Origin of the sequence: Thiocapsa marina 5811 (genome assembly GCF_000223985.1) — a bacterium.
In the GTDB taxonomy this organism is placed as follows: domain Bacteria; phylum Pseudomonadota; class Gammaproteobacteria; order Chromatiales; family Chromatiaceae; genus Thiocapsa; species Thiocapsa marina.
The window spans coordinates 44,085-56,290 of sequence record NZ_AFWV01000004.1 but is presented as its reverse complement, the minus strand read 5'-3'; the positions used below and the strand labels follow the sequence as shown (position 1 = coordinate 56,290).

Below are 12,206 nucleotides of genomic sequence, written 5' to 3'. Positions count from 1 at the left end.
CCCGCGCAGGCCGGGCCTGCGGTGCGAAAAACCCTGGTGCACTCCGTATAGCATAGCCCGAAGAGCCGGCCTCGGTCTCGACGGATCCGTCGACGACGCGGCCCGCCCTCGATCAAGCTTTACGATTCCGGATCGACACCGACCACGACCCGGGTCCAGACCCACCGGAGCCCTTTTCGATGACCGATTCCCCGACGAGATCCCCGCGTGTCGGCCTGTTCGCAACCTGTCTCATGAACCTCTTCCGGCCGAACATCGGCTTTGCCGCCGCGAAGCTTCTCGAGGACGCAGGCTGCATCGTCGGCGTGCCGCAAAGCCAGACCTGCTGCGGACAGCCGGGCTACAACTCGGGCGACAACGACGCCGCGCGAGCGCTCGCCAAACAGGTGATCGCCACCTTCGAGGACTACGACTATCTCGTCGGCCCCTCAGGCTCCTGCATGGCCACCATCCGGCACGACTACCCCGTCCTTTTCGCCGCGGACCGCGACTGGCGAGACCGCGCCGAGGCCGTTGCGGCAAAAAGCCGGGAGCTGACGTCATTTCTGGTCGACGTGCTCGGCATCACACAGGTGACGGCCCGACTCGACGCCGTCGCGACCTACCACGACTCCTGCTCCGGCCTGCGCGGACTCGGCATCAAAGGTCAGCCGCGACAACTGCTCGCCGGTGTGGAGGGGCTCACCCTGCGCGAGATGACCGACAGCGAGGTCTGCTGCGGGTTCGGCGGGACCTTCTGCGTCGGATATCCCGAGATCTCGGTCAAGATCGTCGACGACAAGATCCGCAACATCCTCGCCACCGGGGCCGATACGCTGATCGGCGGCGATCTGGGCTGTCTAATGAACATCACCGGGCGGCTGACCCGGATCGGCTCGCCGATCCGGGTCTTTCATGTTGCAGAGGTACTGGCCGGGTTGACGGACGGGCCAGGCATCGGGGACGGGCGAGGTTGAGGTGCATCCATCTGAGCCCCAAACCGGTTCTCAACGGCGACGGCTCGGTGAAGCACCCGGGGCTGGACAACCACGGCATGGGTACCGTCTTCGAGGAGCTGGTGCGGCACTTCAACGAGGAGAACAACGAGGCGGCCGACAACCTGGTCGGCGGACCCGAGCACTCGACGCTGGCCAACGACGCCTTCCCGTCGCGCGAGTTCGATTTCATGCTCTCCAATCCGCCCTACGGCAAGAGCTGGAAGAGCGACCTGGAGCGCCTCGGCGGCAAGGGCGACATCAAGGACCCGCGTTTCGTCATCGAGCACGCCGCGGACCCCGAGTATTCCCTGATCACCCGCTCGAGCGACGGCCAGATGCTCTTCCTGGTCAACCTGCTGAGCAAGATGAAGCGCTCGACACCGCTCGGCAGCCGCAAGCCCGAGCATCGCAAAGGCCGCGTCCAGCTCATCGACGCCACCCTGTGGTGCAAGCCGCTGCGCAAGAACCTCGGCAAGAAGAACTGCGAGCTGGCCGACGCGGACATCCAGCGGATCTGCGACACCTTCCTCGCCTTCGAGGAGACCGAGCAGTCCAAGATCTTCCCCAACGCCGCCCTCGGCTACTGGAAGGTCACGGTCGAGCGCCCGCTGCGCCTCGGGGGAATCGACCCGGATCGGGCCTACACCCCCAAGGAGATTAAAGCGCTGAAGGAGACCGCCGAACGAGCGGAGGACGCGCCGCCGGTCATCAAAAAGATCCACAAGAAGGGCGCGGTTGCGGACCCTCTGCGCGGCCTGTTCGCCGCCACCATCGGCGGCAAGCCCGTCGTGTTGGAGTACGAACCCGACACCGACCTGCGCGATACCGAGCAGGTGCCGCTGCTGGAGGACGGGGGCATCGTCGCCTTCCTCCGCCGCGAGGTCCTGCCCCACGCCCCGGATGCCTGGTACGTCCCGGACAGCGTCAAGATCGGCTACGAGATCAGCTTCACCCGCGACTTCTACAAGCCCAAGCCCCTGGGCACCCTGGAGGAGATCCGCGCCGATATCCTGGCGCTGGAACGGGAGACCGAGGGGCTCTTAAGCGAGATCGTCGGGTGACAGACGCGATGAGCGTCTGGCCTGGACAGGCCCCGCCGGGCTCGACGCCCAAACCGCGGCCGTCGCGCCCCGGATCGCCCAGCGCGAGGCGCACCTGCACCCCCCATATGCCTGCCAGCGTTTAGCATGGGCCCGCCTGCGCTCCATGTTAAACGCGGCGTTCAACATGGACTACGAGCCGGGCCATGCGCAACGGAGCCGAAATCGTGATCGAGAGCACTCAAAAGCCCCTGCGAGCGGGCCGGCCCTCACGCCTCCAAGGCGGGCTTAAACCGCTGTTGTCCCAAGCGGATCGCGCCTTGGGCCGGGTTGATAGGTCGGTGCAGACCCTGCCGATCCGGGAATACGACCTATAATGGCAACCTGATGGCACGACACGATAGCAAGCGAGGTAGGCCATGAAGAACATCACCATCCGCGGGATCGACGATCCGCTTGACCAGGCCCTCAAGGCCCTTGCCGACCGGGAGGCCAGGAGCGTCAATCAACTGGTGCTGGACGTGCTGAGGGAGCGCTTCGGGCTGGCCAAGGTCGCGCGCCACAGCACCCGGCACCACGACCTGGACGGCCTTTTCGGCACCTGGAGCGCGGAGGAGTATCAAGGGATACAAGGTGCGGTGGAGGCTCAACGCCGCCTCGATCCCGAGCTGTGGTCATGCGACGCGCCCTGATCGACACCAACATCTACTCGCTCGCGATGCGCGGCGAGCCGGATGTGGTGGATCGGCTGCAACAGCTCGATGACCTCGCCTTCTCCGTCGTGAGCCTCGGCGAGCTGCTCGCCGGGTTCCGCGCCGGTCATCGGGAGGCGAAGAACCGACAGGAGCTTGGACGGTTCCTGGACTCCCCACGGGTTCGTCTCCTGGCCGCCGACGAGGAGACCGCGGACTTCTATGCCGCGATCGTCGTGGCTCTGAAGCGCGCCGGGACACCGATCCCCACCAACGACATCTGGATCGCTGCCGTCGCCCAGCGCCACGGACTGCCGGTCTACACCAGGGACGCCCATTTCCAGGCCGTGCCCGGACTGCTGCTGATCCCATGATCGACGGACTCAAGCCCTATCCCGGGTACAAGGACTCCGGCGTCGCGTGGCTGGGGGAGGTGCCAGGGCATTGGGAGGTGCGAAGAAACGGAAGGCTGTTTTCGCAGCGAAACGACACCGGATTTCCTGACTTGCCGATCCTCGAGGTTTCTCTGAGGTCCGGGGTTTGCGTACGGGACTTTGATGCCTCGTCACGCAAGCAGGTGATGCGCGATCGGGCGATGTACAAGCGTGCGTTACGCGGCGACATCACTTACAACAAGATGCGGATGTGGCAGGGTGCAGTCGGCGTCGCGCCAGTCGATGGCCTGATCAGCCCGGCGTATGTCGTTGCGCGCCCTTTGGCAGGCACCGAGCCCAGCTACTTTGTCTACCTGTATCGAACCGCCGTTTACGTGGATGAGGTCGATAATTTTTCGCGTGGAATCGTCAAGGACCGCAACCGATTGTATTGGGAGCGGTTCAAGCAAATCCCGACTCCATACCCGCCGGCTGTCGAGCAGGCAGCGATCGTCCGCTTCCTCGACTACGCCGACCGGCGCATCCGGCGCTCCATCCGCACCAAGCAGAAGCTGATCAAACTGTTGGAGGAGCAGAAGCAAGCCATCATCCATCGCGCCGCCACCCGCGGCCTTGACCCAAGCGTCCGCCTCAAGCCCTCCGGCGTGGAGTGGCTGGGGGAGGTGCCGGAGCATTGGGTAGTCTCGCCGGTGCGCCGGCTGATCTCGTTCGCGACCTCCGGATCGCGCGGATGGGCAGAGTTCTACAGCGACGAAGGTGATATTTTCCTTCAAAGCGGGAATCTCGGGCGATCAATGGCCCTGAACTTGTCCTTCATTCAGCGGGTACGACCACCGGACGGGGCGGAAGGTGAACGCACCCGCGTTGAGTGTGATGATCTGCTGCTTTGCATCACTGGTGCGCTGACCGGAAATGTTGTCCATGTTGCGGATGAGCTCCCCGCGCCAAGTTACGTAAACCAGCACGTGGCACTTATTCGGCCGAATCGCGCAGCTGTAATTCCGAGATACCTTGCTTACGCATTCCACTCCCAAATCGGGAGGATCCAATTCAAGTCGGTGGAATACGATGGAACCAAGCAAGGTCTCGGCCTCGATGATGTCAAGTCGGCGCTGATTCCCATCCCAACTCTCTCAGAGCAGTCGGCGATCTGCGCCAAGCTGGATGCCACCTTGGACCGGCTTGCCGCATCGCTGGAGAGCGTCCAACGTGAAATCGCCCTCCTCCACGAATACCGCACCCGCCTCATCGCCGACGTAGTCACCGGCAAGCTCGACGTGCGCGAGGCGGCTTTGCTCTTGCCGGACGAATCCGAGGAGTCGGAGCCACTCAACGAGGCCGATCCCGAGAGGGAAGATGTCGCGGAAGACAACCTCGACACCCTGCCGGAGGAGACGCTGGCGTGAGCAATACACCCGACGAAGCGTCGCGCGGCGGCCTGGTGCTGTACGAGGCCCCGGACGGGGCGGTCCGGGTCGAGGTGCGGCTGCATGGGGACACGGTTTGGTTGACGCAGGCGCAGATGGCGGAGCTGTTTGGCCGCGAACGGTCGGTCGTGACCAAGCACGTGCAGAATGTCTTTCGCGAGGGGGAACTGGAACAGGATGGCAATGTGCAAATTTTGCACATTGCTGGCTCCGATAAGCCGGTCGGATTCTACAGTCTGGACGTGGTCATCTCGGTCGGCTACCGGGTCAAGTCCCCCCGCGGGACCCAGTTCCGCATCTGGGCCACGCGGGTGCTGCGCGATCATCTGGTTCAGGGCTATTCGGTGAACCAGGCCCGGCTGCGCGACCTCGGCCAGGCCGTGCGGCTCATCGCCGACACCGCGCAACGGCGCGACCTGGCCGCCGACGAGGCTCAGGCCCTGCTGGCCATCGTCGGCGACTACAATCGAGCCCTGAGTCTGCTCGACGATTACGACCATCAGCGGGTGTCGACGCCGGGACGGCACACCGCGGCTCCCTACGTGCTGCACGAGGAGAAGGACATCCTGGTCCGCATCCTGATGCATCTGCTGGTCGGCGGGGATTGACCATGACCACGGACACCACCGAGCGCGGCCTTGAACGGCTGATCTGTGCGGCGATGACCGGCTCCCCGTGCGAGCCCGGCGCCCTGACGCACGGTCCGCTGGACGAGCCTCACGCCGATTACGGGGTGGGCTGGATGTGCGGCAGGGCGGCGGACTACGACCGGGAATACTGCGTCGATCTGACCCAGCTTGCGGCCTTCCTCCACGAGACGCAGCTTGAGGTCGCCGCGGCACTCGACCTGCATGAGGACGGCCCGACGCGACGCAAGTTCCTGGCCCGCATCCAAGGGGAGATCACACGGCGCGGCACCATCGACGTGCTGCGGCACGGGATCAAGCACGGGCCACATCACGTCGATCTCTTCTACGGCACGCCGTCACCCGGGAATGCGAGGGCCGCCGAGCGGAACAAAGCCAACCGCTTCAGCGTCACGCGGCAGCTCCGTTACAGCCGCGACGAGACCCAGCTCGCCCTGGACCTGTGCCTCTTCATCAACGGCCTGCCGGTGGCCAGCTTCGAGCTGAAGAACAGCTTGCCCAAGCAGACCGTCGAGGATGCCGTCCAGCAGTACAAGCTCGACCGCGACCCGCGCGAGAGGCTCTTCGAGCTCGGCCGCTGCGTCGTGCATTTCACCGTGGACGATCACGAGGTGCGCTTCTGCACCCAGCTCAAGGGCAAGGCATCCTGGTTCCTACCCTTCAACCTGGGCTGGAACGATGGGGCGGGCAACCCGCCGAACCCGAATGGCCTCAAGACCGACTACTTGTGGCGGCGCATCCTCACCCCCGCGGGGCTGACCGACATCCTGGAGAACTATGCCCAGGTGGTCGAGATCAAGAACGAGAAGACCGGCCGCAAGAAGACGGTTCAGATCTGGCCGCGATACCTCCAGCTCGACGTGGTGCGCAAACTGCTGGCAGACGCGGCGCAGAACGGCGCCGGCCGGCGCTACCTGATCCAGCACTCGGCCGGCAGCGGCAAGTCGAACTCCATCGCCTGGCTCGCACACCAGCTGATCGGGCTGGAGCAAGACGGCGTGCCGATGTTCGACTCCATCATCGTCGTCACCGACCGACGTATCCTCGATCAGCAGATCAAGGACACCATCAAGCAGTTCGCCAATGACTCGGACGCCATCCAGCAGGCGTTCAGCGCCTACTACCGGACCACGATCCTGGCCGAGGAGACCGACCCGGACAAGCTCCACGACCTGAAGGCCGCGCTCGACGGCTACCAGGTCTACATGTCTGAGCAGATCGAGGACCTTGTGCAGCGCTCCCTGGGCGGGGCCGAGCGCGATGCCCTCGACCCGATTCTCGAGCCTGCGTGGCCGTCTACAGAGACCAGCTCGACGAGGACGGCCAGGTCGACTTCAAAGGCAAGGCCAAAGCGTTCCTGCGGATCTACGGCTTCCTCGCCGCGATCCTGCCCTACACCAACGCCGACTGGGAGAAGCTCTCGATCTTCCTCACCTTTCACCCTAAATCCGGCAGTTGAACGCCCCCTGGAGTGCGTCCCGCGCGGTGTCCGGCAAGGCGCAACGAGGCGGCGTAGTGGTTCTACGCCAACGCGTTGCAACGCAGCCGGGCGCCGCGCGGGGCGTGCTCCAGGGGGCGTAGCGGCCGTCACCCGGCGGGTGAGCTCTCGGACGACCACGATCTTCAAGGCAGTCAAAGCCTTGCATGAAGCACGAAGCGGTCAACTGCCGGATCTAGGTTCACGTGCCCAAGCTGCCCGCCCCCGTGGAGGAGGACCTCGCCAAGGGCATCCTCGAAGCGATCGACATGGACAGCTACCGGGTCGAGAAGCTGGCGGCAGTGAAGATCCAGCTCCCCGATGCGGACACGGAGATCGAGCCGGTGCCGACCACCGGGGGCGGCCGCAAGCCCGAGCCGAATTTGGATCGGCTCTCGAACATCCTCAAGACCTTCGACGACCAGTTCGGCCTGACCTACGAGCGCGCCGAAGTCTGAGTGCCCGTGTCCTTGGCGTTCATGGCCAAAACGCTTGTGCGCTACGCAGGTTGAACGCGGAATCGTCCGGGAAGAACGGTGGTGACTACTCAGAGGGCTTCTTGTGAGATAGGTTAAGCGACAACGCGGTCGCGAAACGGCACGTCGGATGACCCTGCGGCCATCCGACAGACATCCGACCGATATCCAACCACAGACTTCGAGGGCACGCTCATTGGACATCCGCTCCCGAGAGTTTCAACCGCGCGCGGTCGCCGCGCTCCATGACGCCAGTCTCCAGCAGGCGCTGGACAAGGCGCGCGACGGCTTCGTCGCCAAACGCGCGGTCCAGGTCGCCGAGCTGTCCGAGTTCGAGGCCCTGCGCGAGACGGCCAAGACGCTCAAGGACCACGTCCTCGATCATCTCGATCACTACCTGGAACGCTACGAGGCGGCCGTCGTCGCGGCGGGCGGTCAGGTCCACTGGGCCCGCGACGACGCCGAGGCCCGACGGATCATCCTCGACATCTGCAAACGCGTGGATGCACGCACCGTCACCAAGGGCAAATCGATGGTGTCGGAGGAGATCGGTCTCAACACGGCACTGATCGACGCCGGTTTGACCGTGGTCGAGACCGATCTGGGCGAGTACATCATCCAGCTCGCCGGCGAGGCCCCCTCGCACATCATCGCCCCGGCCGTGCACAAGACCCGCGAGCAGGTCTCGGATCTGTTCGAGAAGGCCCACGGCGGACCACGCCTGACCGAGATCGCAGATCTGGTCGACGCGGCCCGCCTAGCCCTGCGCGAGCGCTATTTCCAGGCCGACGTCGGCATCACCGGCGGCAATTTCCTGATCGCCGAGACCGGCTCCAGTCTGATCGTCACCAACGAGGGCAACGGCGATCTCACCCAGACGCTCGCACGGGTACACATCGTCACCGCGGGCATCGAGCGCGTCGTGCCCACGCTGGACGACGCGACACTCTTTCTGCGACTGCTCGCGCGCAGCGCCACCGGGCAGGAGACCGAGACCTACACGACCCTCTCGACCGGGCCCAGACGGGCGGGCGACCTCGACGGGCCGGAGGAATACCATGTCGTCCTGGTGGACAACGGCCGCTCCCGGATGCTCGCCGGACCCTTTCGGCAGATGCTGCGGTGTATCCGTTGCGGCGCCTGCATGAATCACTGCCCGGTCTACGGCTCGATCGGCGGTCATGCCTACGGCTGGGTTTATCCCGGCCCGATGGGCTCGGTGCTGACCCCGTTGATCAAGGGTCTGGACGCGGCCTACGACCTTCCCAACGCCTGCACCCTGAACGGCCGCTGCGCCTCGGTCTGCCCGGTGAAGATCCCGCTGCCGGATCTCCTGCGCCGATTGCGCCACGAGCAGTTCAAGCAGGCGATCACCACGCTGCGCCGGCGCCGTGCGCTCGCCGCCTGGCGTCTTCTGGCGACCCGGCCCAAGCTCTACCATGCCTTTGAGCGCCTGGCCGCGCGCGCGCTCGCCGCGATCGGCGGACGTGCGGGTCGCATCCGCCGCCTGCCGGGAGCCGGCGGCTGGACCGAAGGTCGCGATCTCCCCGCCCCGCCGGGCCGAACCTTCCTGGAACGCTGGCAAACCGAGCGAGGGCAGTCATGAGCAGCGCGCGAGAGGACATTCTGGATGCCGTGCGTCGCGCGCAGGGGCGCGGATCACGCGATGCGCCCACCCGCGCAACCCTGGATGCACGCATCACCACACCGGTCCGCCATCTCCGCCCGGCCTTCGATGAAGACCTGACGGCGCGCTTTATCCGCAAGCTCGAAAGCCGCTCGGGAACAATCGCGCGCGTGGACGGCCGAGCGGGAATCCCAGCCGCCGTGGAGATCTTCCGGTCGGCACATGGCCTCGCGCCGCGCGCCGCCGTCGGCGCCGGGCTGAAGGACATCGACTGGCCCGCCGACTGGACCATCCATCACGACCGCGCCGGCATCGCAGAGTCCCTATCGGTGAGCCCCGCATTCGCCGGGATCGCCGAGACCGGCACCCTCATGCTGCTCGCCTCGCCCGAGAGCCCGACCACCCACAACTTCGTCCCGGACAACCAGGTCATAATTCTGGAGACCACGCGGATCCTTCGGCACTTCGAGGACGCCTGGGCAGCGTTGCGCAAGCGAACGGGAGGCATGCCGCGGGCCGTCAACCTCGTCTCGGGCCCCTCGCGCACGGCGGACATCGAGCAGACCATTCAGCTCGGCGCACATGGGCCGCGGCGGCTGCATGTGGTGCTGGTGGATTCCGCATGAAAGGATTCGAGCGGATCTGCCAGCGACTGTTGCCCGGGACCTTTACGACCGACGCCAAACGGGAGGCGATCCGGGATGGGGCGACTCCGATCGAGTTGGTTGATGGGGAAAAGCTGGTCGAGATGTTCGAAGCGCTCGGATTGGGGCTTCGGCCGAAAAAGGACTACGACATCGACCAACCGTTCTTCGATCAATACCGATGACTCGACATCGCGGGTCGTGCTCGAGGGAGCGCTCCAGCACTGCTGGCGACCAAATACGGCACATGTGCCCGGTCGATCGTTTGGGGTTCCTAAACGCCGAACCCAGTCCCGTCAAAACCGGATTCCACGTCGTCGCGCCCCCGCCCGACCACGATCTGCTCGATGTCCAGATAGTCGCGTAGCCGCTCGATGACCCGCGTCAGGACCGGCACGAGATCCGAATCATTCAGGCGCTCGCGGTCGATACCTTCGCAGCGGCCAAACAGGGCGTGGATCAGGTGCTCCTCGGTTTGAACGTGCGCCGTGAGATCCTCGAGCAGCCGAGTAAGCTCGCTGCGTGTCGGCGAAGCATCGACGACACGAAAGAGATCGTTCAGTGCATCGAGCAAGGGCGCCGCGTCGACACCGAGCCCCACCTCGGCGGGACTCAAGGTCACCCGCCGCTCGGACACCCGACCGACCCAAACCCGGAAGCTTTCGCGTTGCAGCGAGTGGTAGAGCGGCGCCTCGCTGATCAGGAACAAGAGCAGGTTGCGCGGGTTGGCGTAGTAAGGCGCATCACGCACCAGCCAGCGGCGGTCGCGGATCAAGCGGTGCACCCGGATGTGCTCGCGGAAATCCGCCGCCTGTAATTGGTCCAGGATCAGGACCGTGGACTCCGCCTCGCTCAGCGCGCAGGCCTGACTCACGATGTCGTCGAGCGGGGCGACCGGTGCCGCCTTGCGTCCGTACTCGTCGGTACCTGGCGGCAAGATCACCTCGGGTGTGGGCGGCTCTGCGTCCGAGAAGTCGTGATAAAGGATCTGCGGGGTATCGAGGGCATGAGCGAGCGCGGTCGCAAAGGCCGTCTTCCGGCGCTCGCCGTCGCCTTGGATGCTCAAGGTGCGAATCCGATTCGGGGTCCCTTTCAGGAGACAACGCACCTGAAAGGCGTAGTCGTCGTTGGACTCGAAACCGTGCTCGGCCATGGACTCGCGCAGCGTGCTCATCGCCTGATGATAGCGCCGACGCGACGACGATGCGTAATGTGCACCGCGCTCGGGTAGCACGCATGCTTTGGATCGGTGGATGAGATCAAGACTCCAGCCGAAAAGACTTTGGCGCAAGCGGTCGACAACGCACTCGACAACCCTCGTTTTACATGACTTTACAAAACGCAGTAGACTCAAGGCCGTCTAGCCGAAGAAGAACATTCCGAGTACTCGGCTATTCGCCGCCGCCGGGGAGGTCGGCAGCCGCTCGAAGCATTGGAAAACACGCCGGCAAACAGACGTCTCGAACCACCGAATCCTGCCGGAGGAGGTTCTGATTTGGAACCTGCAAACCGCGAGCTCGCCGGTCCCGGAGAGTCCGCAATTCTCTCCGCTCTGATCGAACAAGCCTATCGACAGCTCCCGATCGCCTTGGCGGTGAGCCTGGTCAACGCTCTCCTCCTCACCGGCGTTCTTTGGGGAGGCATCCGGAAGACGACGTTACTCATCTGGCTGGCCTGTCTTGTTTCGGTAACCGCGTTTCGGTTCCTGAACCTGCGTGCATTTTCGGACCCGCAGCGTCGAGGACGCGGTCTGGAGGCGAAACTTCGTGGCGGGCGCGTGCGCGGCGGGGTTCGTATGGGGAGGAGCGGGGATCGCCCTGTTTCACCCGACATCCTTCACGCATCAGGTGTTTCTTGCCTTCGTACTCGGCGGAATGGTAGCGGGAGGTGTACCGCTGCTCTCGCCTCTGTATCGTGCATACCCCTGTTTTGCGATCCCGATCGTGCTGCCCATCACCTTCAGTATGCTCATGCTCGGCGACCGCGTGCATGTGATCATGGGGCTGATGATCCTGGTGTTCGGTATCGCGATGCTGTCTTCGTACGCTCGGGTACAGCGATTGTTTCGCGAGGCTACAGACATGCGCCTGCGGCTCGCGTCGTCGGTTGCGGAGGGCTCGGCTCTTCAAGAGATGTTGCGTCTCGACGAGCTCACGCAGATCGGCAATCGGCGGTGTTTCGAAGAGCAGCTCGCGAGCGAGTGGAAACGAGCCGATCGCAACGGCGGTACCCTTGCCGTGATTTCAGCCGACGTCGACCATTTCAAGGCCTACAACGACCGTTACGGACACCCGGCGGGAGACCGCTGCCTGGTCGGCGTCGCACAGGCGATGGCGTCCGCCCTGCAGCGACCGGGTGACGCCGCCGCGCGAATCGGCGGAGAGGAGTTCGCCTTTGTTCTCCCGCAGACGACCGTGCTCGGCGCGGAACAGGTCGCAGAGCGGATCCGCAAGGCCGTCTGGGACCTAAATCTGCCGCATGAGTCCTCGCCGATCGCCGAGCGCGTGACCGTCAGCGTGGGCGTCGCATCCTCGGACCATGCGTCCGTCGCGTCGCCGGCGGATCTGATACGGGCCTCGGACGCCGCCCTCTACGAGGCGAAACGCAGAGGGCGGAATCGGGTCGCGACCGTCGCCCCCTGAATCCAGCCCCACACCTTCGGCATTGCGCAGGGCCGTGCGGACCTGTTCGAGCCTCCCCGAAGCGATCCTGGTTGAATCGCGCGCCAGCGATCATCGGGGTCACTCCGCTGCTCGACCCCCAACGCGTTACACTCGGGAGGCATCCGATCCTGCGCAATCAGG

General features: G+C 64.9%; 12 protein-coding genes. 11 read left to right on the top strand and 1 reads right to left on the bottom strand.

Going from position 1 to position 12,206, the window contains the following annotated elements; genetic code table 11:
- Nucleotides 1–179 precede the first annotated feature (179 nt).
- The 10 genes from THIMADRAFT_RS06525 (at nt 180) to THIMADRAFT_RS06475 (ending at nt 9,587) form a co-directional block, all read left to right on the top strand.
- Nucleotides 180–956, top strand: a complete 777-nt coding sequence (locus THIMADRAFT_RS06525) for a (Fe-S)-binding protein (RefSeq protein ID WP_007192194.1) — start codon at nt 180–182, stop codon at nt 954–956.
- Complete coding sequence (locus THIMADRAFT_RS06520; protein ID WP_007192193.1) at nt 953–2,038, top strand: DNA methyltransferase family protein; 1,086 nt, start codon at nt 953–955, stop codon at nt 2,036–2,038. The genes THIMADRAFT_RS06525 and THIMADRAFT_RS06520 overlap by 4 nt, the downstream gene beginning before the upstream one ends.
- Before the next feature lie 398 nt (nt 2,039–2,436).
- Nucleotides 2,437–2,709, top strand: a complete 273-nt coding sequence (locus tag THIMADRAFT_RS06515) for a FitA-like ribbon-helix-helix domain-containing protein (protein WP_007192191.1) — start codon at nt 2,437–2,439, stop codon at nt 2,707–2,709.
- Nucleotides 2,694–3,083 carry a type II toxin-antitoxin system VapC family toxin gene (locus tag THIMADRAFT_RS06510; RefSeq protein WP_007192190.1) on the top strand — a complete coding sequence of 130 codons (390 nt, stop codon included), beginning with the start codon at nt 2,694–2,696 and terminating at the stop codon, nt 3,081–3,083. Before THIMADRAFT_RS06515 ends, THIMADRAFT_RS06510 begins: the two co-directional genes overlap by 16 nt.
- Nucleotides 3,080–4,510 carry a restriction endonuclease subunit S gene (locus THIMADRAFT_RS06505; protein ID WP_007192189.1) on the top strand — a complete coding sequence of 477 codons (1,431 nt, stop codon included), beginning with the start codon at nt 3,080–3,082 and terminating at the stop codon, nt 4,508–4,510. The genes THIMADRAFT_RS06510 and THIMADRAFT_RS06505 overlap by 4 nt, the downstream gene beginning before the upstream one ends.
- Nucleotides 4,507–5,139: a virulence RhuM family protein gene (locus THIMADRAFT_RS06500; protein WP_007192188.1), complete on the top strand. Its 633-nt coding sequence runs from the start codon at nt 4,507–4,509 to the stop codon at nt 5,137–5,139. Before THIMADRAFT_RS06505 ends, THIMADRAFT_RS06500 begins: the two co-directional genes overlap by 4 nt.
- A 2-nt stretch (nt 5,140–5,141) precedes the next feature.
- Nucleotides 5,142–7,220 (top strand): type I restriction endonuclease, encoded by a 2,079-nt coding sequence (locus tag THIMADRAFT_RS25470; protein ID WP_007192187.1) that lies wholly within the window; start codon nt 5,142–5,144, stop codon nt 7,218–7,220.
- A gap of 107 nt (nt 7,221–7,327) precedes the next feature.
- Nucleotides 7,328–8,737, top strand: coding sequence for a LutB/LldF family L-lactate oxidation iron-sulfur protein (locus tag THIMADRAFT_RS06485; RefSeq protein ID WP_007192186.1), 1,410 nt, complete (start codon nt 7,328–7,330; stop codon nt 8,735–8,737).
- Nucleotides 8,734–9,384, top strand: coding sequence for a LutC/YkgG family protein (locus tag THIMADRAFT_RS06480; protein WP_007192185.1), 651 nt, complete (start codon nt 8,734–8,736; stop codon nt 9,382–9,384). The genes THIMADRAFT_RS06485 and THIMADRAFT_RS06480 overlap by 4 nt, the downstream gene beginning before the upstream one ends.
- Entirely contained in the window at nt 9,381–9,587 is a 207-nt protein-coding gene (locus tag THIMADRAFT_RS06475; RefSeq protein WP_007192184.1) for a PDDEXK family nuclease, read from the top strand. Before THIMADRAFT_RS06480 ends, THIMADRAFT_RS06475 begins: the two co-directional genes overlap by 4 nt.
- 89 nt (nt 9,588–9,676) lie before the next feature.
- Here THIMADRAFT_RS06475 and THIMADRAFT_RS06470 read toward each other — a convergent pair whose 3' ends face one another.
- Complete coding sequence (locus THIMADRAFT_RS06470) at nt 9,677–10,576, bottom strand: hypothetical protein (RefSeq protein WP_007192183.1); 900 nt, start codon at nt 10,574–10,576, stop codon at nt 9,677–9,679.
- 541 nt (nt 10,577–11,117) lie between these two features.
- On the opposite strand from THIMADRAFT_RS06470, the gene THIMADRAFT_RS06465 reads away from it, so the two are divergent.
- Complete coding sequence (locus tag THIMADRAFT_RS06465) at nt 11,118–12,044, top strand: diguanylate cyclase (protein WP_233490201.1); 927 nt, start codon at nt 11,118–11,120, stop codon at nt 12,042–12,044.
- The last annotated feature ends 162 nt before the right edge of the window (nt 12,045–12,206 follow it).